The 24524-nt window shown below is 42.5% G+C and carries 23 protein-coding genes; 17 read left to right on the forward strand and 6 right to left on the reverse strand.

Annotated features, from left to right (window positions below):
* Window positions 1–197 precede the first annotated feature (197 nt).
* The 11 genes from rpsL to pepC all read left to right on the forward strand — a co-directional run bounded on the left by rpsL (window position 198) and on the right by pepC (window position 12701).
* Window positions 198–611: a 30S ribosomal protein S12 gene (gene rpsL, locus O3599_RS08120; RefSeq protein ID WP_001142332.1), complete on the forward strand. Its 414-nt coding sequence runs from the start codon at window positions 198–200 to the stop codon at window positions 609–611.
* A gap of 19 nt (window positions 612–630) precedes the next feature.
* Window positions 631–1101 carry a 30S ribosomal protein S7 gene (gene rpsG, locus O3599_RS08125; RefSeq protein ID WP_000087873.1) on the forward strand — a complete coding sequence of 157 codons (471 nt, stop codon included), beginning with the start codon at window positions 631–633 and terminating at the stop codon, window positions 1099–1101.
* A 279-nt stretch (window positions 1102–1380) separates the two neighbouring features.
* Window positions 1381–3462 (forward strand): elongation factor G, encoded by a 2082-nt coding sequence (fusA, locus tag O3599_RS08130; protein WP_000090348.1) that lies wholly within the window; start codon window positions 1381–1383, stop codon window positions 3460–3462.
* A 103-nt stretch (window positions 3463–3565) separates the two neighbouring features.
* Window positions 3566–7957, forward strand: a complete 4392-nt coding sequence (locus O3599_RS08135) for a PolC-type DNA polymerase III (RefSeq protein ID WP_371512510.1) — start codon at window positions 3566–3568, stop codon at window positions 7955–7957.
* A 102-nt stretch (window positions 7958–8059) separates the two neighbouring features.
* On the forward strand, window positions 8060–8323 hold the full coding sequence (locus O3599_RS08140; RefSeq protein ID WP_000047861.1) for a type II toxin-antitoxin system RelB/DinJ family antitoxin: 264 nt from the start codon (window positions 8060–8062) through the stop codon (window positions 8321–8323).
* A complete protein-coding gene (locus O3599_RS08145) occupies window positions 8316–8594 on the forward strand; it encodes a type II toxin-antitoxin system YafQ family toxin (protein ID WP_000913057.1) in 279 nt (92 codons plus the stop codon). The genes O3599_RS08140 and O3599_RS08145 overlap by 8 nt, the downstream gene beginning before the upstream one ends.
* Before the next feature lie 20 nt (window positions 8595–8614).
* A complete protein-coding gene (locus tag O3599_RS08150) occupies window positions 8615–8767 on the forward strand; it encodes a hypothetical protein (protein ID WP_192855404.1) in 153 nt (50 codons plus the stop codon).
* Between the two features lie 15 nt (window positions 8768–8782).
* Window positions 8783–10024 (forward strand): aminopeptidase, encoded by a 1242-nt coding sequence (locus tag O3599_RS08155; protein ID WP_247939680.1) that lies wholly within the window; start codon window positions 8783–8785, stop codon window positions 10022–10024.
* Window positions 10025–10033: 9 nt separating this feature from the next.
* On the forward strand, window positions 10034–10264 hold the full coding sequence (locus tag O3599_RS08160) for a GlsB/YeaQ/YmgE family stress response membrane protein (RefSeq protein WP_000580445.1): 231 nt from the start codon (window positions 10034–10036) through the stop codon (window positions 10262–10264).
* 268 nt (window positions 10265–10532) lie between these two features.
* Entirely contained in the window at window positions 10533–11255 is a 723-nt protein-coding gene (locus O3599_RS08165) for a pseudouridine synthase (protein WP_004241153.1), read from the forward strand.
* A gap of 111 nt (window positions 11256–11366) precedes the next feature.
* Window positions 11367–12701, forward strand: a complete 1335-nt coding sequence (gene pepC / locus O3599_RS08170; RefSeq protein ID WP_261031707.1) for an aminopeptidase C — start codon at window positions 11367–11369, stop codon at window positions 12699–12701.
* Between the two features lie 55 nt (window positions 12702–12756).
* Here the strand turns inward: pepC and O3599_RS08175 are convergent, their stop codons facing one another.
* The 5 genes from O3599_RS08175 to O3599_RS08195 all read right to left on the reverse strand — a co-directional run bounded on the left by O3599_RS08175 (window position 12757) and on the right by O3599_RS08195 (window position 17801).
* On the reverse strand, window positions 12757–13668 hold the full coding sequence (locus O3599_RS08175) for a PTS system mannose/fructose/sorbose family transporter subunit IID (protein ID WP_000136864.1): 912 nt from the start codon (window positions 13666–13668) through the stop codon (window positions 12757–12759).
* Window positions 13669–13691: 23 nt separating this feature from the next.
* Window positions 13692–14495, reverse strand: a complete 804-nt coding sequence (locus O3599_RS08180) for a PTS mannose/fructose/sorbose transporter subunit IIC (protein ID WP_000022716.1) — start codon at window positions 14493–14495, stop codon at window positions 13692–13694.
* A gap of 25 nt (window positions 14496–14520) precedes the next feature.
* The gene (locus tag O3599_RS08185; RefSeq protein WP_004258131.1) at window positions 14521–15510 is read right to left on the reverse strand and encodes a PTS sugar transporter subunit IIB; all 990 of its coding nucleotides are present in this window, start codon (window positions 15508–15510) and stop codon (window positions 14521–14523) included.
* A gap of 234 nt (window positions 15511–15744) precedes the next feature.
* Window positions 15745–16764: an alcohol dehydrogenase AdhP gene (adhP, locus tag O3599_RS08190; protein WP_000649186.1), complete on the reverse strand. Its 1020-nt coding sequence runs from the start codon at window positions 16762–16764 to the stop codon at window positions 15745–15747.
* A 224-nt stretch (window positions 16765–16988) separates the two neighbouring features.
* Window positions 16989–17801 (reverse strand): Cof-type HAD-IIB family hydrolase, encoded by an 813-nt coding sequence (locus tag O3599_RS08195; protein WP_153209942.1) that lies wholly within the window; start codon window positions 17799–17801, stop codon window positions 16989–16991.
* Window positions 17802–17990: 189 nt separating this feature from the next.
* Between O3599_RS08195 and O3599_RS08200 the strand changes: the two genes are divergently transcribed.
* From O3599_RS08200 to folK, 6 genes are all read left to right on the forward strand, one after another.
* Window positions 17991–19409 carry an NCS2 family permease gene (locus O3599_RS08200; RefSeq protein WP_049510048.1) on the forward strand — a complete coding sequence of 473 codons (1419 nt, stop codon included), beginning with the start codon at window positions 17991–17993 and terminating at the stop codon, window positions 19407–19409.
* Between the two features lie 52 nt (window positions 19410–19461).
* The gene (locus tag O3599_RS08205; protein ID WP_049551195.1) at window positions 19462–20169 is read left to right on the forward strand and encodes a CPBP family intramembrane glutamic endopeptidase; all 708 of its coding nucleotides are present in this window, start codon (window positions 19462–19464) and stop codon (window positions 20167–20169) included.
* Between the two features lie 93 nt (window positions 20170–20262).
* Window positions 20263–21237 (forward strand): dihydropteroate synthase, encoded by a 975-nt coding sequence (folP, locus tag O3599_RS08210; RefSeq protein WP_247939682.1) that lies wholly within the window; start codon window positions 20263–20265, stop codon window positions 21235–21237.
* Window position 21238: 1 nt separating this feature from the next.
* On the forward strand, window positions 21239–22561 hold the full coding sequence (locus O3599_RS08215; protein ID WP_247939683.1) for a folylpolyglutamate synthase/dihydrofolate synthase family protein: 1323 nt from the start codon (window positions 21239–21241) through the stop codon (window positions 22559–22561).
* A complete protein-coding gene (gene folE, locus O3599_RS08220; RefSeq protein ID WP_024058094.1) occupies window positions 22542–23096 on the forward strand; it encodes a GTP cyclohydrolase I FolE in 555 nt (184 codons plus the stop codon). The genes O3599_RS08215 and folE overlap by 20 nt, the downstream gene beginning before the upstream one ends.
* 158 nt (window positions 23097–23254) lie before the next feature.
* The gene (gene folK / locus O3599_RS08225; protein ID WP_247939684.1) at window positions 23255–24067 is read left to right on the forward strand and encodes a 2-amino-4-hydroxy-6-hydroxymethyldihydropteridine diphosphokinase; all 813 of its coding nucleotides are present in this window, start codon (window positions 23255–23257) and stop codon (window positions 24065–24067) included.
* 45 nt (window positions 24068–24112) lie between these two features.
* On the opposite strand, the gene O3599_RS08230 is transcribed toward folK, so the two are convergent.
* Window positions 24113–24430 (reverse strand): DUF960 domain-containing protein, encoded by a 318-nt coding sequence (locus tag O3599_RS08230; RefSeq protein WP_000886035.1) that lies wholly within the window; start codon window positions 24428–24430, stop codon window positions 24113–24115.
* Window positions 24431–24524: the final 94 nt, after the last annotated feature.

A 24524-nucleotide genomic window follows, 5' to 3' on the forward strand; every position in this document is an offset into this window, starting at 1 on the left:
GCTAAAATTAACAATAAAAAAGAAAAATATCTTGACAACCAATGGAAAATTTTGTTACAATAATAGACGGTACTTTTTACTTTTGGTCTCTCAAGAGTGTACAGGGACGTGCTGACAAATGTTGCAAAAGTACACACAGATGATAGCTGTCACCAAGTGTATCATCACCAAAAATAAAAAAACACAGGAGAATGTAGATGCCTACAATTAACCAATTGGTTCGCAAACCGCGTAAATCAAAAGTAGAAAAATCTAAATCACCAGCTTTGAACGTTGGTTACAACAGTCATAAAAAAGTTCAAACAAACGTTTCTTCACCACAAAAACGTGGTGTTGCAACTCGTGTTGGAACAATGACACCTAAAAAACCTAACTCAGCCCTTCGTAAATTCGCTCGTGTACGTTTGAGCAACCTTATCGAAGTTACTGCCTACATCCCAGGTATCGGACACAACTTGCAAGAGCACAGCGTGGTTCTTCTTCGTGGTGGACGTGTAAAAGACCTTCCAGGGGTACGTTACCATATCGTCCGTGGTGCACTTGATACTGCAGGTGTTAACGATCGTAAACAAGGCCGTTCTAAATACGGTACTAAACGTCCAAAAGCATAAGGAAAGGGGATAAAGAGAAATGAGTCGTAAAAATAGAGCTCCAAAACGTGACGTATTGCCAGATCCGCTTTACAATTCACAACTAGTTACTCGTCTTATCAACCGCGTTATGCTTGATGGTAAACGTGGTACAGCTGCTTCAATCGTTTACGGTGCCTTTGAGCAAATCAAAGAAGCTACTGGAAACGATGCACTTGAAGTGTTTGAAACAGCTATGGAAAACATCATGCCTGTACTTGAAGTACGTGCACGTCGTGTTGGTGGTTCTAACTACCAAGTCCCAGTTGAAGTTCGTCCAGAACGTCGTACAACACTTGGACTTCGTTGGTTGGTAACAATCGCTCGTCTTCGTGGTGAACACACAATGCAAGATCGTCTTGCAAAAGAAATCTTGGATGCTGCTAACAACACTGGTGCAGCTGTTAAGAAACGTGAAGACACTCACCGTATGGCTGAAGCTAACCGTGCATTCGCACACTTCCGTTGGTAAAATCATGATGCTAGGAACGATAAGGATGCAAGGTGAAAATAGGAAACTGACGCAGTATTCGACGAATACAAGGAAGTTTATCTTTTTCACACAGCATCCCGTTCTGGCTCAAATCGGCTAATTAACTTTAGCCCGAGTTCAATTCAACTTGTAAATCTACAAGTTGAAACCAACAATAGCATGAAAAGATTGAGAACGGGTAGGTCCTGCCTATCCGTTTTTATTAAAATCATGTTATAATAGAATAGAAATCAAAAATAAATAGGAGAAACAAACCTCATGGCACGCGAATTTTCACTTGAAAAAACTCGTAATATCGGTATCATGGCTCACGTCGATGCTGGTAAAACAACAACTACTGAGCGTATTCTTTACTACACTGGTAAAATCCACAAAATCGGTGAAACTCACGAAGGTGCGTCACAAATGGACTGGATGGAGCAAGAGCAAGAGCGTGGTATCACTATCACATCTGCTGCGACAACAGCTCAATGGAACAACCACCGCGTAAACATCATCGACACACCAGGACACGTGGACTTCACAATCGAAGTACAACGTTCTCTTCGTGTATTGGATGGTGCGGTTACCGTTCTTGACTCACAATCAGGTGTTGAGCCTCAAACTGAAACAGTTTGGCGTCAAGCAACTGAGTATGGAGTTCCACGTATCGTATTTGCCAACAAAATGGACAAAATCGGTGCTGACTTCCTTTACTCTGTAAGCACACTTCACGATCGTCTTCAAGCAAACGCACACCCAATCCAATTGCCAATCGGTTCTGAAGATGACTTCCGTGGTATCATCGACTTGATCAAGATGAAAGCTGAAATCTATACTAACGACCTTGGTACAGATATCCTTGAAGAAGACATCCCAGCTGAATACCTTGACCAAGCTCAAGAATACCGTGAAAAATTGATCGAAGCAGTTGCTGAAACTGACGAAGAATTGATGATGAAATACCTCGAAGGTGAAGAAATCACTAACGAAGAATTGAAAGCTGGTATCCGTAAAGCGACTATCAACGTTGAATTCTTCCCAGTATTGTGTGGTTCTGCCTTCAAGAATAAAGGTGTTCAATTGATGCTTGATGCGGTTATCGACTACCTTCCAAGCCCACTTGACATCCCAGCAATCAAAGGTATTAATCCAGATACAGATGAAGAAGAAACTCGTCCAGCATCTGACGAAGAGCCATTTGCAGCTCTTGCCTTCAAGATCATGACTGACCCATTCGTAGGTCGTTTGACATTCTTCCGTGTTTACTCAGGTGTTCTTCAATCAGGTTCATACGTATTGAACACTTCTAAAGGTAAACGTGAACGTATCGGACGTATCCTTCAAATGCACGCTAACAGCCGTCAAGAAATTGACACTGTTTACTCAGGTGATATCGCTGCTGCTGTTGGTTTGAAAGATACTACAACTGGTGACTCATTGACAGATGAAAAAGCTAAAATCATCCTTGAATCAATCAACGTTCCAGAACCAGTTATCCAATTGATGGTTGAGCCTAAATCTAAAGCTGACCAAGACAAGATGGGTATCGCTCTTCAAAAATTGGCTGAAGAAGATCCAACATTCCGCGTTGAAACAAACGTTGAAACTGGTGAAACAGTTATCTCAGGTATGGGTGAGCTTCACCTTGACGTCCTTGTTGACCGTATGCGTCGTGAGTTCAAAGTTGAAGCGAACGTAGGTGCTCCTCAAGTATCTTACCGTGAAACATTCCGCGCTTCTACTCAAGCACGTGGATTCTTCAAACGTCAGTCTGGTGGTAAAGGTCAATTCGGTGATGTATGGATTGAATTTACTCCAAACGAAGAAGGTAAAGGATTCGAATTCGAAAACGCAATCGTCGGTGGTGTGGTTCCTCGTGAATTTATCCCAGCGGTTGAAAAAGGTTTGGTAGAATCTATGGCTAACGGTGTTCTTGCAGGTTACCCAATGGTTGACGTTAAAGCTAAGCTTTACGATGGTTCATACCACGATGTCGACTCATCTGAAACTGCCTTCAAGATCGCGGCTTCACTTGCACTTAAAGAAGCTGCTAAATCAGCACAACCAGCTATCCTTGAGCCAATGATGCTTGTAACAATCACTGTTCCAGAAGAAAACCTTGGTGATGTTATGGGGCACGTAACTGCTCGTCGTGGACGTGTAGATGGTATGGAAGCACATGGTAACAGCCAAATCGTTCGTGCTTACGTTCCACTTGCTGAAATGTTCGGTTACGCAACAGTTCTTCGTTCTGCATCTCAAGGACGTGGTACATTCATGATGGTATTTGACCACTACGAAGATGTACCTAAGTCAGTACAAGAAGAAATCATTAAGAAAAACAAAGGTGAAGACTAATCAGTTCTCACTCTAGAAGGAAGTCACTTAGTGGCTTCCTTTTGTCTTTAGAAAATACCTCTAAATATGGTAAAATAGTAGAAGAATAATGTGAGGAAAATGAATGTCAAATAGTTTTGAAATTTTGATGAATCAATTGGGGATGCCTGATGAAATGAGACAGGCTCCTGCTTTAGCACAGGCTGATATTGAGCGAGTTGTGGTTCATAAAATTAGTAAGGTATGGGAGTTTCATTTCGTATTTTCTAATATTTTACCGATTGAAATTTTTTTAGAATTAAAGAAAGGCTTGAGCGAGGAATTTTCTAAGACAGGGAATAAAGCTGTTTTCGAAATCAAGGCTCTGTCTCAAGAATTTTCAAATCAACTCTTGCAGGCCTATTACAGAGAGGCTTTTTCTGAAGGGCCATGTTCTAGTCAAGGATTTAAGTCTCTTTATCAACATTTGCGAGTTCGTGCTGAAGGGAATCAGCTCTTTATTGAAGGTTCCGAGGCGATTGATAAGGAACATTTTAAGAAGAATCATCTTCCTAATTTAGCCAAACAACTTGAAAAGTTTGGTTTTCCAACTTTTAACTGTCAAGTCGAGAAGAATGATATCCTAACCCAGGAGCAGGAAGAGGCCTTTCATGCTGAAAATGAGCAAATTGTCCAAGCTGCCAATGAGGAAGCGCTTCGTGCTATGGAACAACTGGAACAGATGGCGACACCTCCAGCGGAAGAGAAACCAGCCTTTGATTTTCAGGCCAAAAAGGCTGCGGCTAAGCCAAAGCTGGACAAGGTGGAGATTACTCCTATGATCGAAGTGACGACTGAGGAAAATCGTCTGGTCTTTGAAGGGGTTGTTTTTGATGTGGAGCAAAAAGTGACCAGAACAGGGCGTGTTTTGATCAACTTTAAAATGACGGACTACACTTCAAGTTTTTCGATGCAAAAGTGGGTTAAGAACGAGGAAGAGGCTCAGAAGTTTGATCTAATTAAGAAAAATTCTTGGCTCCGAGTTCGTGGGAATGTGGAGATGAATAACTTCACACGCGATTTGACTATGAACGTGCAGGATGTGCAGGAAGTTGTACATTATGAGCGGAAGGATTTGATGCCAGAAGGTGAGCGTCGAGTTGAGTTTCATGCTCATACTAACATGTCGACCATGGATGCTCTTCCTGAAGTAGAAGAAATCGTTGCAACAGCTGCTAAGTGGGGACACAAGGCAGTTGCTATCACGGACCATGGGAATGTACAATCCTTCCCACATGGCTATAAGGCGGCTAAGAAAGCGGGAATCCAGCTAATCTATGGAATGGAAGCCAATATCGTGGAGGACCGTGTCCCTATCGTCTATAACGAAGTGGAGATGGATCTGTCGGAAGCGACTTACGTGGTCTTTGACGTGGAAACGACAGGACTTTCAGCTATCTATAATGACTTGATTCAAGTTGCGGCCTCTAAGATGTACAAGGGGAATGTCATTGCTGAATTTGATGAATTTATCAATCCTGGACATCCCTTGTCAGCTTTTACGACTGAGTTGACTGGAATTACAGATGACCATGTCAAAAATACCAAACCACTAGAACAAGTTTTGAAAGAATTCCAAGAATTTTGCAAGGATACGGTTCTAGTTGCCCACAATGCGACCTTTGACGTTGGTTTTATGAATGCCAATTATGAGCGTCATGGTCTGCCAAAGATTATTCAGCCAGTTATTGATACGCTGGAGTTTGCTAGAAACCTCTATCCTGAGTATAAACGTCATGGTCTGGGACCGTTGACCAAGCGTTTTGGTGTGGCCTTAGAACATCACCACATGGCCAATTACGATGCGGAAGCTACTGGTCGTCTGCTCTTTATTTTTATCAAAGAAGTAGCAGAAAAACATGGTGTGACCGATCTAGCTAGACTTAATATTGATTTGATTAGTCCAGATTCTTATAAAAAAGCTCGAATCAAGCATGCGACCATTTATGTCAAGAATCAAGTAGGGCTAAAAAATATCTTTAAGCTGGTTTCTTTGTCTAATACCAAGTACTTTGAAGGAGTGCCGCGGATTCCGAGAACGGTTCTAGATGCCCATAGGGAGGGATTGATTTTAGGATCAGCTTGCTCTGAAGGTGAAGTTTTTGACGCAGTCGTTTCCCAAGGTGTAGATGCGGCGGTTGAGGTGGCCAAGTACTATGACTTTATCGAGGTCATGCCACCAGCTATCTATGCGCCACTGATTGCTAAGGAGCAGGTCAAGGATATGGAAGAACTCCAGACCATTATCAAGAGTTTGATAGAGGTGGGAGACCGTCTTGGTAAGCCTGTTCTGGCTACGGGGAATGTCCACTATATTGAACCAGAAGAAGAAATTTACCGTGAAATTATTGTCCGTAGTTTGGGACAGGGGGCGATGATTAACCGAACTATTGGTCACGGTGAACATGCCCAACCAGCTCCTCTGCCAAAAGCCCATTTTAGAACGACCAATGAGATGTTGGATGAATTTGCCTTCTTGGGAGAGGAATTGGCTCGCAAATTGGTAATTGAAAATCCCAATGCCTTGGCAGAAATCTTTGAGCCTGTTGAGGTTGTTAAGGGTGACTTGTATACGCCTTTCATCGACAAGGCTGAAGAGACGGTCGCTGAATTGACCTACAAGAAAGCTTTTGAGATTTATGGAAATCCGCTGCCAGATATTGTTGATTTGCGGATTGAAAAAGAATTAACGTCTATTCTGGGGAATGGATTTGCCGTGATTTATCTGGCTTCCCAGATGTTGGTGCAACGTTCCAATGAACGGGGTTACTTGGTGGGTTCTCGTGGATCAGTCGGATCTAGTTTCGTTGCGACCATGATTGGAATTACAGAGGTCAATCCGCTCTCTCCTCACTATGTCTGTGGTCAGTGTCAGTACAGTGAGTTTATCACTGATGGTTCTTACGGTTCAGGTTTTGATATGCCCAATAAGGACTGTCCTAAATGTGGTCACAAACTCAGCAAAAACGGACAGGATATCCCGTTTGAAACCTTCCTTGGTTTTGATGGAGACAAGGTTCCCGATATTGACTTGAACTTTTCGGGAGAAGACCAACCTAGTGCCCATTTGGATGTGCGTGATATCTTTGGTGAGGAATATGCCTTCCGTGCAGGAACGGTTGGTACGGTGGCTGCCAAGACCGCTTATGGTTTTGTCAAGGGTTACGAGCGAGATTATGGCAAGTTTTATCGTGATGCAGAGGTAGAACGCCTCGCTCAAGGTGCAGCTGGTGTTAAGCGGACAACAGGCCAACACCCAGGGGGAATCGTTGTTATTCCGAACTACATGGATGTCTACGACTTTACGCCTGTCCAGTATCCAGCAGATGATGTGACGGCTGAATGGCAGACCACTCACTTTAACTTCCATGATATCGATGAGAACGTCCTCAAACTCGATGTACTGGGACATGATGATCCGACTATGATTCGAAAACTTCAGGACTTGTCTGGTATTGATCCCAATGAAATTCCTATGGATGACGAAGGCGTGATGGCTCTCTTTTCTGGGACGGATGTGCTTGGGGTAACACCTGAACAAATTGGAACGCCTACGGGGATGTTGGGGATTCCAGAATTTGGAACCAACTTTGTACGTGGGATGGTAGATGAGACGCATCCGACGACTTTTGCGGAGTTGCTTCAGCTCTCAGGTCTGTCCCATGGTACCGACGTTTGGCTGGGCAATGCTCAAGATCTGATTAAGCAAGGAATAGCAGACCTATCGACTGTTATCGGTTGTCGGGACGACATCATGGTTTACCTCATGCATGCGGGTCTGGAACCTAAGCTGGCCTTTACCATTATGGAACGGGTACGTAAGGGCTTGTGGCTAAAGATTTCTGAAGAAGAACGCAATGGTTACATCGAAGCCATGAAAGCTAATAAGGTGCCAGAGTGGTATATCGAGTCCTGTGGGAAAATTAAGTACATGTTCCCGAAAGCCCACGCGGCAGCCTACGTTATGATGGCCTTGCGTGTAGCTTACTTCAAGGTTCACCATCCTATTTATTACTACTGTGCTTACTTCTCAATCCGTGCTAAGGCTTTTGATATCAAAACCATGGGGGCGGGATTGGATGCCATCAAGCGTAGAATGGAAGAAATCGCTGAAAAACGGAAGAACAATGAAGCCTCTAATGTGGAGATTGACCTCTATACAACTCTTGAGATTGTTAATGAAATGTGGGAACGTGGTTTCAAGTTTGGGAAGTTAGACCTTTACCGTAGTGATGCGACTGAATTCATCATTGACGGAGATACACTGATTCCACCATTTGTCGCTATGGATGGTCTGGGAGAGAACGTTGCTAAGCAGTTGGTGCGAGCGCGTGAAGAGGGAGAATTCCTCTCTAAAACAGAACTACGCAAGCGTGGTGGACTTTCCTCAACCTTGGTTGAAAAGATGGATGAAATGGGGATTCTGGGCAATATGCCAGAGGATAACCAGTTGAGTTTGTTTGATGAGTTGTTTTAAAAAAATTGTTTAATCATCTATCCAAATAGGCTAATGTATATCCAATAGATTTACATTAGCTTTCTTTTTTGTTAAAATAGTCTATAGAAAGAGGGTGAGAGTATGTCAAAGACGAGTATGAGCATCCGTTTGGATAGTGAGGTAAAGGAGCAGGCCCAACAGGTGTTTAATAATCTGGGGATGGATATGACGACTGCCATCAATATTTTCCTTCGTCAAGCTATTCAATATCAGGGTTTACCTTTCGATGTTAGACTAGACGAGAGTCGGAAGTTGCTTGAGGTATTAACGGATTTAGACCAGAATCGTAATATGAGCCAATCCTTTGAATCAGTCTCTGACTTGATGGAGGATTTGCGTGCTTAAGATTCGTTATCATAAACAGTTTAAAAAAGATTTTAAGTTGGCTATGAAGCGTGGTTTGAAAGCAGAATTATTAGAAGAAGTTTTAAATTTTCTTGTTCAAGAAAAAGAACTTCCTGCTAGATATCGTGATCATCAATTGACGGCATCCAAGCATTTTCAAGGGGTTCGTGAATGCCATATCCAGCCAGATTGGCTTTTGGTTTATAAAGTAGACAAGGAAGAATTGATTATAAACTTGCTTAGGACAGGCAGTCATAGTGATTTGTTTTAATAAATTTTAAGGGGGTTCTCATGAAACTAAGAATTTTTGCGGAAGATAAGCCGAACCAAAAAGTTTTTGATTATCAGCTGGAACTGGATTCGGATACAATTTTGAAATCAACAACTTTAATTTGCGGTACGGTAGCAGCAGTTAGTCTGCTGTCCCTGTTTAAAGAAAAATAGAAAAGGAAAAATAGAATGGTTTTACCAAATTTTAAAAAAAATCTAGAAAAATATGCGAAATTGTTGGTTGCGAACGGAATTAACGTACAGCCTGGTCACACTTTGGCTCTCTCAATCGATGTGGAGCAACGGGAGTTGGCTCACTTAATCGTCAAAGAAGCTTATGCTTTGGGTGCACATGAGGTAATCGTTCAGTGGACAGATGATGTCATCAACCGTGAGAAATTCCTCCACGCACCGATGGAGCGTTTGGACAATGTGCCAGAATACAAGATTGCTGAGATGAACTATCTTTTGGAAAACAAGGCTAGCCGTCTTGGGGTTCGTTCATCTGATCCAGGTGCCTTGAACGGAGTGGATGCTGACAAGCTATCAGCTTCTGCTAAAGCTATGGGACTTGCGATGAAGCCAATGCGCATCGCAACTCAATCCAACAAGGTTAGCTGGACTGTAGCAGCAGCTGCTGGACTTGAGTGGGCTAAGAAAGTCTTTCCAAATGCTGCGAGCGACGAAGAAGCAGTCGATCTCCTTTGGGACCAAATTTTCAAAACTTGCCGTGTCTATGAAGCAGATCCTGTTAAGGCTTGGGAAGAGCATGCAGCTATCCTCAAGAGCAAGGCCGATATGCTTAATAAAGAGCAATTTTCAGCCCTTCACTACACAGCGCCAGGGACCGATTTGACCCTTGGCTTGCCGAAGAATCACGTTTGGGAATCAGCTGGTGCTATCAATGCACAGGGCGAAGGATTCTTGCCAAATATGCCGACAGAGGAAGTCTTCACAGCGCCTGACTTCCGTCGTGCAGATGGTTATGTCACTTCTACAAAACCGCTTAGCTATAATGGAAATATCATCGAAGGAATTAAAGTAACCTTCAAGGATGGACAAATCGTGGATATTTCAGCTGAGAAGGGTGATCAGGTCATGAAAGACCTTGTCTTTGAAAATGCGGGTGCGCGTGCCTTGGGTGAATGTGCCTTGGTACCAGATCCAAGCCCAATTTCCCAGTCAGGCATTACCTTCTTTAACACCCTTTTCGATGAAAATGCGTCAAATCACTTGGCTATCGGTGCAGCCTATGCAACTAGCGTTGTTGGTGGAGCGGAGATGAGCGAAGAGGAGCTTGAAGCTGCGGGGCTTAACCGTTCAGATGTTCACGTGGACTTTATGATTGGGTCTAGTCAAATGGATATCGATGGTATCCGTGAGGATGGGACACGTGTACCACTCTTCCGTAACGGAGATTGGGCAAATTAAGGAGTCAAAATGATAGGAAGTATGTTCGTTGGTCTCCTAGTGGGATTTTTAGCAGGTACTCTGACCAATCGTGGAGAGCGAATGGGATGTTTTGGGAAAATGTTTCTCGGATGGATTGGTGCCTTTATAGGCCATTTGCTTTTTGGGACTTGGGGACCGATAATAGCAGGAACTGCCATTATTCCGGCAGTACTAGGTTCCATGATTGTCTTAGCGATTTTCTGGAGACGAGGAAGTTAATTTCTTAAATCTGATACTCAATGAAAATCAAAGAGCAAACTAGGAAACTAGCCGCAGGTTGCTCAAAGCACTGCTTTGAGGTTGTAGATAGAACTGACGAAGTCAGCTCAAAACACTGTTTTGAGGTTGCAGATAGAACTGACGAAGTCAGTAACATATATACGGCAAGGCGACGTTGACGCGGTTTGAAGAGATTTTTGAAGAGTATAAAACGAAAAGGAGGTTGGTCATTGTACCAGCCTCCTTTTGAGTATGATATAATAGTTCTATGAGATTGGATAAATTTTTAGTTGCCTGCGCTGTGGGGAGCCGGACTGAGGTCAAAAACATGCTCAAGGCTGGGCGCGTGACGGTAAATGGTAAAAAAGAAAAGTCAGCTAAATTGCAGATTGATGAAGAAAGAGATGAGATTTGCTTTGATGGGCAAGTGTTGGAGTATGAAGAGTTTGCCTACTACATGATGAACAAGCCCCAAGGGGTTATTTCAGCGACTGAGGATTCCAAGCACAGAACCGTTCTGGACTTGCTGGATGATATTGCTCGGAGCAAGGAAGTTTTCCCAGTAGGACGCTTGGATATTGATACACATGGTCTTCTACTCTTGACCAATGATGGTCAACTTGCTCATGCTCTTCTTTCGCCCAAGCGTCATGTGGACAAGACTTATCAGGCACAAGTCAAGGGAATCATGACCCAAGGAGATGTGGAGACATTTGCCAAGGGAATTCCTCTTAAAGACTTTACTTGTCAGCCTGCTAAACTGGAGCTTGTGACCATAGATTCAGAAAAGCATCAAAGCCAAATCCGTGTGACCATTGCAGAAGGGAAGTTTCATCAGGTCAAGCGTATGGTGGGCTACTGTGGCAAGGAAGTAGTAGACTTGCAACGTTTGACTATGGGAACGCTAGTATTGGATGAGAACTTGCAGAGAGGAGAATGGCGTCGCTTGACCAAGGAAGAATTAGAAGATCTCCGTGCAAGTATTGCTTAATTTTGTTTATATTCGAAAAAGGTGAGGCAGAATATCCCTGCCTTTTATGTTTTTCAGTTGCTTACTTTGTGAAAAGAGTTATAATAGACTGTAGAATAAAAGGAGGAATCTATGAACGCGATTCAAGAATCATTTACTGATAAACTATTTGCCAATTATGAAGCAAATGTAAAATACCAAGCGATTGAAAATGCTGCCAGCCACAACGGAATTTTTGCAGCCCTTGAGCGTCGCCAAAGCCATGTGAACAATACACCTGTTTTCTCATTGGATTTGACTAAGGACAAGGTAACCAACCAGAAAGCGTCTGGTCGTTGCTGGATGTTTGCAGCTCTTAACACCTTCCGCCACAAACTCATTTCACAATATAAATTGGAAAATTTTGAGTTATCACAGGCCCACACCTTCTTCTGGGACAAGTATGAGAAATCAAACTGGTTCTTGGAGCAAGTCATTGCGACTGCAGACCAAGACTTGACCAGCCGTAAGGTTAAATTCCTACTCCAAACACCACAACAAGACGGAGGTCAGTGGGATATGGTGGTGTCTCTCTTTGAGAAATACGGTGTCGTTCCTAAGTCGGTTTACCCTGAATCTGTTTCATCTAGCAGTAGTCGTGAGCTAAATGCCATTCTCAACAAATTGCTTCGTCAAGATGCTCAAATCTTGCGTGACTTGCTCGCTTCTGGTGCAGACCAAGCGACTGTTCAAGCTAAGAAAGAAGACCTCTTGCAAGAAATCTTTAATTTTCTTGCTATGTCCCTAGGCCTTCCACCACGTAAATTTGACTTTGCTTATCGCGATAAGGATAACAACTACCAAAGCGAAAAGGGCATCACACCACAAGAGTTTTACAAGAAATATGTCAATCTTCCTCTAGAGGACTATGTTTCTGTTATCAATGCCCCAACTGCTGACAAGCCTTACGGCAAATCTTACACAGTTGAGATGTTGGGGAATGTGGTTGGTAGCCGTGCGGTTCGTTACATCAATGTACCGATGGAACGCTTGAAAGAATTAGCGATTGCCCAAATGCAAGCAGGTGAGACTGTTTGGTTTGGATCAGATGTCGGTCAACTCAGCAATCGTAAAGCTGGGATCCTTGCGACAGATGTTTATGACTTTGAATCAAGCATGGACATTAAACTCACTCAAGACAAGGCTGGACGTTTGGATTACAGTGAGAGCTTGATGACCCACGCCATGGTCTTGACAGGTGTGGATTTGGATGAAAATGGCAAGTCAACCAAGTGGAAGGTTGAAAACTCATGGGGAGACAAGGTTGGTACAGATGGTTACTTTGTTGCTTCAGATGCTTGGATGGACGAATACACTTATCAAATTGTTGTTCGTAAGGAATTACTAACAGCAGAAGAACTAGCTGCCTATGAAGCAGAACCAATCGTCCTTGCACCATGGGATCCAATGGGTGCCTTGGCCGAATAAAAGTATAGAAAAAAGGAATCAGATTTTAGAACCTGATTCCTTTTAAGTTGCTTGATTACATGATGTGAAGAACATGTGCCACAATACCCACTGCGAAGAGTGCAAGGATAATAGTGATTGGAGATACTTTTTTCTTAAGCAAGTACATGCAAAGGAGAGTAAGGAGTAGTCCTGATAGTCCAGGGATCAACATATCCAAGTTTTGTTGGAAAGTAGTAACTTTTTCAGGTGTTTGAGACAATCCTTGTCCTACTTGTGCGAATGCTTCTTGGATACCTTTAGATCCTTCTGGCAATTTATCCCAATGGATATAAGCCTTTTCATCTAGTTGAACTTTGGCAACATCGAAAGCAAATTTAATATTTACCCAACGTTGAACAAGGACAGCAAGAATGAACATACCAAGGATAGAAGCTCCTTTAGTGATGTCTTGAAGGATACCGCCAGACATATCTTTAGTGATTTCTGATCCAGCCTTGTATCCAATCTCTTGTGTATACCACAAGAATGACATACGAATCAAGTTCCAAAGAACGAAGAAGAGGATTGGACCTAAGATATTACCAGTAAGGGCAAGTGAAGCACCGAGTGATCCAAGGATTGGGCGTACTGTAAACCAGAATACTGGGTCACCGATACCAGCAAGAGGTCCCATCATACCGATTTTAACCCCTTGGATAGCAGCGTCATCAATTTCAACACCGTTAGCACGTTCTTCTTCAAGTGCAAGAGTAACCCCCATGATTGGAGCGGCTACGTATGGGTGAGTGTTGAAGAACTCAAGATGGCGTTCAAGAGCAGCGATTTGATCTTCTTTTTTAGTGTAGAGTTTTTTAAGAGCTGGAATTAATGAGTAAGCCCAACCCAAGTTTTGCATACGTTCATAGTTCCAAGAACCTTGTAAGAAAGTTGAACGCCACCAAACTTTTTTACGATCTGATTTAGTTAATTGAAGTTTTTCAGTCATGATGTTTTCAGTCCTTTCTTATCTTAGTAGTCTTCTAGGATATCGCCGATTGGGTCGTTAGAAGTTGCGGCTCCACCGCCACCGTTTCCACCAGTTTTAGAAAGGTGAAGGTAGATAAGAGCGATAGCAACACCGATAGCACCAAATCCGATTAGAGTAATATCTGACACGGCAGCAAGCACGAAACCGATAGCGAAGAATGGCCATACTTCACGAGTTGCCATCATGTTGATAACCATAGCGTAACCAACGGCAACAACCATACCACCACCGATAGCCATACCATCTTTAAGCCAATCAGGCATAGCATTTAGAATGCTTTGTACTGTTTCAGTTGGTACCATTAGAAGGAGTGCTGCAGGGACTGCAATACGAAGACCTTGAAGAAGAAGTGCGACAAAGTGAGCACGTTCAACTGCTTTGAAGTCACCTTTTTTAGCAGAAGCATCAGCAGTGTGAACCAATCCGACAGAGAGTGTACGGACAATCATAGTCAAGAATAGACCAGCAACTGCAAGAGGGATAGCAACCGCTTGGGCAACACCGATACCTGTCTTAGTAAAGTCGCCACCAAGAACCATGATAATGGCAGCAGCAACAGAAGCAAGAGCAGCGTCAGGAGCTACGGCAGCTCCGATGTTAGCCCAACCAAGGGCGATCATTTGAAGAGAACCACCAAGGATGATCCCTGCTTCAAGGTTACCAGTAACAAGACCGATAAGGGTACAAGCTACGATTGGTTGATGGAATTGGAACTGGTCGAGGATACCTTCAAGACCTGCTAGGAAGGCTACAACGACTACTAAAACCATAGAAATAATAGACATCTTTAAAATCCTTTCATAAAATCGATTATTGCACGTTTGCTTTGTTGATCAAGTCAAACAAATCTTTTTTGGTGTCGTTTGGTACTTTACGTACATCAAATTCAACACCAAGGTCACGCATTTTTTCAAATGTAGCAACGTCTTCTTTATCCATAGACAAAACGTTGTTAACCATTGTTTTACCAGTTGAGTGAGCCATTGATCCAACATTAAGAGTTTTGATTGGCACGCCACCTTCGATAGCACGAAGGGCATCTTGAGGTGTTTCAAACAAGATAAGGGCATGTGTTCCTCCGAAGCGAGGATCTTTTGCAACGTCGATTAGTTTTTGGATAGGAACAACATTTGCTTTCACTTTACCTGGAGCTGCTTGTTTAATCAATTCTTTACGTAATTCGTCTTTAGCTACGTTATCTGAAGCAACGATGATACGATCTGCTTTTGAATCTGGAGTCCAAGCAGTTGCAACTTGACCGTGAAGTAAACGAGTGTCTAGACGGGCAAGGTTGATTTTGAGTTTACCGTCTCCGATGACAGTTCCTTCTGGAATAGCAGCTTGGGCAACTGGAGCAGCTGCAGCGCTTGCTACTTCCTCAACTGGGTTTAGCTCTTCTGGAAGAGCTTTGATGCCATCTTTGGCTTCTTTAATGATATTAGCAGCGACTTTTTCTACACCTGCAGCAGCGTCCATGAGGCGCTCTGTGTAGGCTTGAATTAACATCGGTAAGTTAAGTCCTGTGATGATGGCAAACTTACGCTCAGGATTTTCTCCCATCACGCGACTAGCTTGGTTAAATGGAGATCCACTCCAAAGGTCAGCCAAAACTAGAACCTCATCTTCTGCGTCAAATGCAGCAACAGCGTTATTAAACTTAGCGTATAAATCATCAGGACCTTCATTTGGCATAAAGGTTACAACTTGAACCTTTTCTTGTTCACCAAAGATCATAGATCCTGACTGATGAATACCCGCAGCAAATTCGCCGTGGCTCGCAATAATGATTCCGATACTCATTATTGTCATTCCTCCTTTTTTGTTTTAGTTTTCGTTTAAGAAAACTTTAAGACTGTTTAAGTATAAACCGTTTTCATCTAAAAATCAACTATTTATCATAAAATAATTAAAAAGATTACATCTGAAAATATTGATATATTGAGTTTTAGAGAAGTTTTTTTGAATCCTTATTTAAAAATTTAATATAAAAAAGTTGGAAGCGCATTCCAACTTTTAAAATAGGTTTTTATTAGATTAGTGGGTGAAGTCGAGTACCATACGTCCTTGGATTTGACCTTTTTCCATTTCGTCGAAAATGGCTACGGCATCTTCGACTGGGCGTTTTTGAACAACTGGAACTACCAAACCTTCTGCACCGAATTGGAAGGCTTCTTCCAAGTCTTTACGAGTTCCTACAAGAGAACCGATGACTTGGATTCCATCTAAAACTGTTTTCACGATGCTGAGTTCCATCATTTCAGAAGGAAGGCCGACAGCGACAACGCGACCACCAGCACGAACTGAGTCAACAGCCTGGTTGAAGGCAACTTTAGATACAGCAGTTACGACAGCTGAGTGAGCACCTCCATCAGTTTTTTCCTTGATAAGTCCAGGTACATCTTCAACTTCGAGGCCGTTAATAACAATGTCAGCGCCTACTTCTTTTGCAAGGGCAAGTTTGTCATTGTTAATATCAACTGCGATAACATGAGCATTGAATACTTTTTTAGCATATTGAACAGCGAGGTTTCCAAGTCCACCAGCACCGTAAAGAACAACCCATTGACCTGGTTCAACTTTGGCTTCTTTAATGGCTTTATAGGTTGTTACACCAGCACATGTGATAGAAGAGGCTTGGGCTGGATCAAGTCCGTCAGGAACTTTGACAGCATAGTCTGCAGTTACGATACATTGTTCAGCCATACCACCATCTACTGAGTAGCCAGCATTTTTCACTGTACGGCAAAGGGTTTCGCGACCAGTTGTACAGTATTCGCAAGTGCCACATCCTTCAAAGAACCAAGCAACGCTGACTCGGTCACCGACTTTAAGGCTTTTCACATCTGGGGCAATTTCTTTAACGATACCAACACCTTCGTGACCTAGGACACGTCCTGGTACTTGACCAAAGTCACCATGGGCAACGTGGAGGTCAGTGTGGCAAACACCACAGTATTCAATTTCTACAAGTGCTTCCCCAGTTTCAAGTGGACGGAGTACTTTTTCTTCAACAGCAACACCAGTGCTTTCTGGATTTACAACAACAGCTTTCATAGCTATCCTCCTTGATATTGACCGAGAACAGGGATAACGGGACTGGATTGATTTTGTGTCAACAGAGTCGAGTGTGACGAGCTCTCTTGTATTTATATGTGAAGTATATCACAAAAGAAAGCCTTTTCCAAGGTTTTGGATGCAAAAAGTAGAACAATCGATTAACTGGTTGATGAGATTGTGAAAAGAGCACAAAGACCAGCTTACAAGCTGGTCAGACTGGACTATAAGAATAAATCTTGTAGGGTTTTGGCAACACCGTCTTGGTCATTTGTCAAGGAAATTTGCTCATCTGCATAGGGGAGTAGCTCAGGATTGGCATTTTTCATTGCATAACCTTTCCCAGCAAAAGCGAGCATTTCGGTATCATTGTGTTCGTCTCCAAAGGCAATCAAATCCTTTTTATCGCGGTTCATTACCTTGAGCAAGTAGTCCAAAGCAAAGGCCTTATTGACACCTTTTGGGGTACATTCAAGGATATTGAGCGGACCTCCCCAGGTATTGATAGACAGTTGATGCTGGTAGAAGGCGTTCATTTCTTTTGCCAAGGCATATTTGTCACTGGCTCTGGTCTGTAAAAGAATACAGTTAGGATCCTTGGTTACTAACTCAGGCTGGAATTGATCTTCAGGCTGGAAAGCTTCTACACCAAATAGTTTAGGATTGGCAATTTTTTCATTAGGATTTGTAATGTAGAATTTTTTACGATATTCTCCAGCGATAAAATCGGCTTGAATGTCCTCTGAACGTTGAACCATGTCTAGCAGATATTTTTTGTCTACGGTTAAACACTTTTCAAAGTTCCAAACTTGGTCTGGTAAATGAGTGAGGGAGCCGTTGAAGTTAATCATAGGAGTGTCTAAGCCTAGTTCACGGTAAAAATCTTTTGACATTCGGTAAGGGCGTCCTGTCGTAATAATAACTTGATGGCCTTTTTCAACAACTTTTTTAATGGTTTTTTTGGTAAAGTCAGAAATTTGACTGTCTGAGTTGAGTAGGGTTCCATCCAGGTCAACTGCAATAATTTTTTTCGTCATAGGGACCTTTCTAGTGTCTTTTCAGATAAGATGTCTACTATTATAACAGAAAGCAGGCAGAAAATCAGATTCGAAACCAAAAAAGAAATTTCATCAAATTCTTAAATAAATCAAACAAAGATATTGAAAAAGTGAATGATAAATGATATAATTCTATTATTGTTCGTAAAAATTAAAAGGAGATTAATAATGGACAAATTATTTAAACTAAAAGAGAACGGTACAGATGTTCGTACAGAGGTTCTCGCTGGTTTAACAACTTTCTTTGCAATGAGTTATATTCTCTTTGTAAACCCACAAATTCTTTCGCAAACAGGAATGCCTGCTCAGGGTGTATTCCTCGCAACGATTATCGGTGCAGTTGCTGGTACCCTGATGATGGCCTTCTACGCTAACTTACCTTATGCCCAAGCGCCAGGTATGGGGCTGAATGCTTTCTTTACCTTTACAGTCGTATTTGGACTTGGTTATTCTTGGCAAGAAGCCCTAGCTATGGTCTTCATCTGTGGGATTATCTCATTGATTATTACCTTGACAAATGTTCGTAAAATGATCATTGAATCGATTCCAAATGCTCTTCGCTCAGCTATTTCAGCTGGTATTGGTGTTTTCCTTGCCTACGTGGGAATTAAGAATGCTGGACTTTTGAAATTTACGATTGATCCAGGCAACTATACTGTTGTAGGAGAAGGGGCTGACAAAGCTCAAGCAACGATTGCAGCAAACTCTTCAGCAGTTCCAGGATTGGTCAGCTTTAATAATCCAGCTGTTTTGGTGGCTCTTGCAGGGCTTGCCATTACTATCTTCTTTGTTATCAAAGGAATTAAAGGGGGAATTATTCTCTCTATCTTGACAACAACTGTTCTTGCTATTGCAGTTGGTTTGGTAGATTTGTCTAGTATCGATTTTGCTAACAACCATGTTGGTGCAGCCTTTGAAGACTTGAAGACAGTCTTTGGTGCAGCTCTTGGTTCAGAAGGTTTGGGAGCTTTGATTTCAGATACAGCTCGCTTGCCTGAAACTCTTATGGCTATTCTTGCCTTTTCGTTGACAGATATTTTTGATACAATTGGTACCTTGATCGGTACTGGTGAAAAAGTTGGTATCGTAGCTACAAATGGTGAAAATCACCAATCAGCTAAGTTGGACAAGGCTCTTTACTCTGATTTGATTGGTACTTCAATTGGTGCCATCGCAGGTACTTCAAACGTAACGACTTATGTTGAGTCTGCTGCTGGTATTGGTGCAGGTGGACGTACAGGTTTGACAGCCTTGGTTGTGGCAATCTGTTTTGCAATCTCAAGCTTCTTTAGCCCACTTCTAGCTATCGTACCAACAGCTGCTACAGCTCCAATCTTGATTATCGTTGGAATTATGATGTTGGCTAGCTTGAAAAATATCCATTGGGATGATATGGCTGAAGCGGTTCCTGCCTTCTTCACATCTATCTTTATGGGATTCAGCTACTCTATCACTCAAGGGATTGCAGTTGGTTTCTTGACTTACACTTTGACTAAGCTTGTCAAAGGTCAAGCTAAAGATGTTCATGTCATGATTTGGATTTTGGATGCCTTGTTTATCCTTAACTATATCAGCATGGCCTTATAATAGGATAACCCAGGGGGATTTTCCCCCTTTTTTAATACAAAGGAGATAGGTGATGAAAGAGAAAAATATGTGGAAAGAATTATTGAATCGTGCAGGTTGGCTGTTAATCTTTTTTCTGGCGACAATTTTATATCAGATTCCTATAGGGGTTACTGCTATTTTAACTTTAAATGCAGTACCACTGTTGCAGTCAGGACTGATAGTTTCTGGTATTTCGATTGTGATTCTGGTGCTGTTTATTATTGGAGCTCGTAAAACGCAGTTAGCAAGTTTTAATTTTTCTTTTTTTAGAGCGAAGGATTTGGCACGTTTGGGATTAAGTTATTTAGTCATTATCTGTTCAAATATACTTGGTTCCATTTTATTGCAACTATCAAATGAGACGACAACAGGGAATCAGTCTCAGATTAACGACATGGTTCAGAATAGTTCTCTGATTTCCAGTTTCTTCTTGTTGGCCTTGCTTGCTCCAATTTGTGAGGAAATCTTGTGCCGTGGGATTGTTCCTAAAAAGATTTTCCGAGGAAAAGAGAACTTGGGATTTATAGTCGGTACGATTGTGTTTGCTTTATTGCATCAACCAAGTAATTTACCTTCTTTATTGATTTATGGAGGTATGTCGATCGTTCTGTCTTGGACGGCTTACAAGACCCAACGTTTGGAAATGTCTATCTTACTTCACATGATTGTGAATGGGGTTGCTTTCTGTTTGCTGGCTCTCGTGGTGATTTTGAGTCGGACATTAGGGATTTCTGTTTAAGATTTTTGACAATTGCTTACTTGTTTCTACTGGGAAAAAGATGAATGCAATCGTGTCCATCTTTTTCTTTTTATGGTAAAATAGAGAAATGATATGATGAAAAGCCTTGAGGGAGTGACCGATATGTCAAGTAAAGCCAATCATGCAAAGACAGCTATTTGCGGAATTATCAATGTAACCCCAGACTCCTTTTCGGACGGTGGTCAATTTTTTGCTCTTGAGCAAGCACTCCAGCAGGCTCGTAAATTGATAGCAGAAGGTGCTAGTATGCTAGATATCGGCGGAGAATCGACTCGGCCGGGAAGCAGCTATGTTGAGATAGAAGAGGAAATCCAGCGTGTTGTTCCAGTGATCAAAGCGATTCGCAAGGAAAGTGATGTCCTTATCTCTATTGATACTTGGAAGAGTCAGGTAGCAGAGGCTGCTTTGGCTGCTGGTGCCAATCTAGTCAATGATATCACTGGTTTCATGGGTGATGAAAAAATGGCCCATGTGGTTGCAAATGCTGGAGCGAAAGTAGTCATTATGTTTAATCCAGTCATGGCGCGACCTCAGCACCCTAGCTCGCTTATATTTCCTCATTTTGGTTTTGGACAAGCTTTTACAGAGGAAGAGTTAGCTGACTTTGAAACATTGCCAATCGAAGACTTGATGGAGGCTTTCTTTGTACGAGCACTAGCGAGAGCGAATCAAGCTGGAATCGCACAAGAAAATATCCTGTTGGATCCAGGAATTGGCTTTGGTCTGACCAAGAAAGAAAATCTGCTTCTTTTACGGGACCTAGATAAACTACATCAGAAAGGCTATCCAATCTTTCTCGGAGTATCGCGCAAGCGATTTATTATCAATATTCTTGAAGAAAATGGCTTCGAAGTCGATCCTGAGACAGAGCTTGGTTTCCGCAATCGAGATACGGCTTCGGCTCATGTAACTAGTATTGCTACAAGACAGGGTGTAGAAGTGGTGCGCGTGCATGACGTGGCTAGTCACAGGATGGCAGTTGAAATTGCATCAGCCATCCGATTGGCTGAAGATGCGGAAAATCTAGATTTAAAACAATATAAATAAGATGAAAGAATTCGAAAACAATCAGTGGATTGCCCACTATCGGACGGATCAACCGCATTTTGGCTTGGAACGAATGGTGGAACTGTTAGCTTTGCGTGGCAATCCCCATCTCAAACTCAGGGTCATCCATGTCGGAGGGACCAATGGCAAGGGTTCGACCATTGCTTTTTTGAAAAATATGCTAGAAAAGATGGAGCTGAGAGTTGGTGTTTTCAGCTCGCCCTATCTCATTCATTATACAGACCAGATTAGCATCAATGGGGAATCTATCCCAGAAGCTAGGCTAGAAGCCTTCATGGCAGACTATCAGTCTTTGCTGGAAGGGGAATCGGCTGTCAATTTGCAGGGGACAACCGAGTTTGAGATTATCACAGCTCTAGCCTATGATTACTTTGCCTCAGAGCAAGTAGATGTGGCCATCATGGAAGTGGGCATGGGCGGTCTCTTGGATAGTACCAATGTCTGCCAGCCGATTTTAACAGGAATTACGACCATTGGCTTGGACCATATATCCCTACTTGGTGACACCTTGGAAGCTATAGCAGAGCAGAAAGCGGGTATTATCAAACAAGGAATTCCCTTGGTAACAGGCCGCATTGCTCCAGAAGCGCTAGCTGTGATTGACTCTATTGCAGCGACTAAAAATGTGTCAAGAATGCGGTATGGGAGTGATTATCAGGTCAGTCACCAAGAGAGTGCGGTGACAGGGGAAATTTTTGACTATGCAAGTGCTGTCAGACAAGGTCGCTTCCAGACTGGTTTGCTTGGTTTGCACCAGATAGAGAATGCTGGGATGGCCATAGCTTTACTTGATAATTTTTGTCAAGAAGATGGTCGAGAGCTACCAGCTAATACCTTGCTTGCTCAAGCTCTGGAAGAAACAAGATGGCCGGGGCGTCTGGAGGTAGTGTCAAGAGAACCCTTGATGATTTTGGATGGAGCCCACAATCCCCATGCTATCAAGGCTTTATTAGCAACCTTGCAAGAACGCTTTGCGGATTATCGTAAGGAAATCCTCTTTACTTGTATCAAAACCAAGGCCTTGGAGGATATGTTGGACTTGCTGGGGGCCATGCCAGATACCGAGCTTACCCTGACACATTTTGACGATAGTCGGGCGACTGATGAAAATGTGCTGAAAGAGGCAGCCAAGTCTAGAAATCTCAGCTACCAAGGTTGGCAGGATTTTCTAGAGCAGAAATTGACAGATAAAAAAGAAGAGAAACAAACAGTTAGGATTGTCACAGGTTCTTTGTATTTCTTGAGCCAAGTGAGAGCCTATCTGATGGAGAGGAAGAACGAAAATGGATACACAAAAGATTGAAGCAGCTGTAAAAATGATTATCGAGGCTGTCGGAGAGGACGCTAACCGTGAGGGCTTGCAGGAAACGCCTGCTCGTGTGGCCCGTATGTACCAAGAGATTTTTTCAGGGCTTGGTCAAACAGCGGAGGAACATTTGTCAAAATCTTTTGAGATTATTGACGATAATATGGTGGTAGAAAAGGATATCTTTTTCCATACCATGTGTGAACACCACTTATTGCCATTTTATGGGAGAGCGCATATTGCCTATATTCCAGATGGCCGTGTAGCAGGTTTGTCTAAGCTAGCCCGTACGGTTGAAGTTTATTCGAAAAAACCACAAATTCAAGAACGTTTGAATATCGAAGTGGCTGATGCCTTGATGGAGTATCTAGGTGCTAAAGGAGCCTTTGTTGTCATTGAGGCAGAACATATGTGTATGAGCATGCGTGGTGTCAGAAAACCAGGCACTGCAACCTTGACGACAGTAGCTCGTGGTCTATTTGAAACAGATAAGGACCTCCGAGACCAGGCTTATCGTTTAATGGGACTATAATACTCTTCGAAAATCAAATTCAAACCACGTCAGCTTCCATCTGCAACCTCAAAACAGTGTTTTGAGCAGCCTGCGGCTAGCTTTCTAGTTTGCATTTTGATTTTCATTGAGTATAAAAAAAATCCGCTTGAAGCGGATTTTTCTAGAAAGGAATCATTATGGATCAACTGCAGATTAAGGATTTGGAAATTTTTGCCTATCATGGTCTTTTTCCTAGTGAGAAAGAATTAGGGCAAAAGTTTGTCGTTTCAGCTATCCTATTCTATGATATGACTAAGGCGGCTACAGATTTGGATTTAACAGCCTCTGTCCATTACGGAGAACTGTGTCAGCAGTGGACGACTTGGTTTCAGGAGAGCACTGAAGATTTGATTGAAACGGTAGCCTACAAACTGGTAGAACGTACTTTTGAGGCTTATCCTCTTGTCCAAGAAATAAAGCTAGAACTGAAAAAACCTTGGGCGCCAGTGCATTTGCCGCTAGATACTTGCTCGGTAACCATTCATCGCCGCAAGCAACGAGCCTTTATCGCCCTAGGAAGCAATATGGGAGATAAACAAGCAAATTTGAAACAAGCCATTGAGAAAATGCGAGCTCGAGGTATCCATATTCTCAAAGAGTCTAGTATCTTGACGACGGAGCCTTGGGGTGGTGTGGAGCAAGATAGCTTTGCTAATCAAGTGGTTGAGGTTGAAACCTGGTTGCCGGCCCCAGTTCTATTAGAGAACTTGTTAGCCATTGAGTCAGAGATGGGACGGGTGAGAGAAGTACATTGGGGGCCTCGTTTGATTGATTTGGACTTGCTCTTTGTGGAGGACCAGGTCCTTTATACAGATGACCTTATTTTGCCCCATCCTTACATAGCGGAACGCCTTTTTGTTCTTGAGTCTCTACAAGAAATTGCGCCTCATTTTATCCATCCGACATTAAAGCAACCGATCCGCAACTTGTATAATGCTTTGAAACAATAGAAAAAACTCTAGTTTTCAGTCGCTTGTAACTGAAGGCTAGAGTTTTTAAAATAGGTCATTTTCTTCTGGGAGGAGGATAGTTTCTCTACCGTCCATATCTAAAACCAGGACTCTCGGGGGATAAAGAGGGTCAAAGGGATGGTTAAAATCAAAATCAATGGCTGTAGGGAGGTGTTGACTTGAGAAGTGGAAGGTAATTTTTCCTTGGTTATTGAGCAATTGAAACTCAAGTTCTTCTTCCAATTCAAAGACATTTTTTAAGAAGTGGTCGATGATATACCAAAAAGAGTCAATAACGTCATCAGGCAAGCTGGTAACAATGCCAAAACTAGCCGATCGCATGTGGGTATTGGTAAAAGCCATATTTCTTCCCCCTTTCTTTTCCCTTATCATACAGCAAATAGGATTAAAAATCAAGAAAAGGTGATTTTTTCTTCATAAACATAGCTTCCTATGA

It is taken from the genome of Streptococcus sp. 27098_8_103 (assembly GCF_041432345.1).
Classification (GTDB): Bacteria; Bacillota; Bacilli; order Lactobacillales; family Streptococcaceae; genus Streptococcus; species Streptococcus mitis_BV.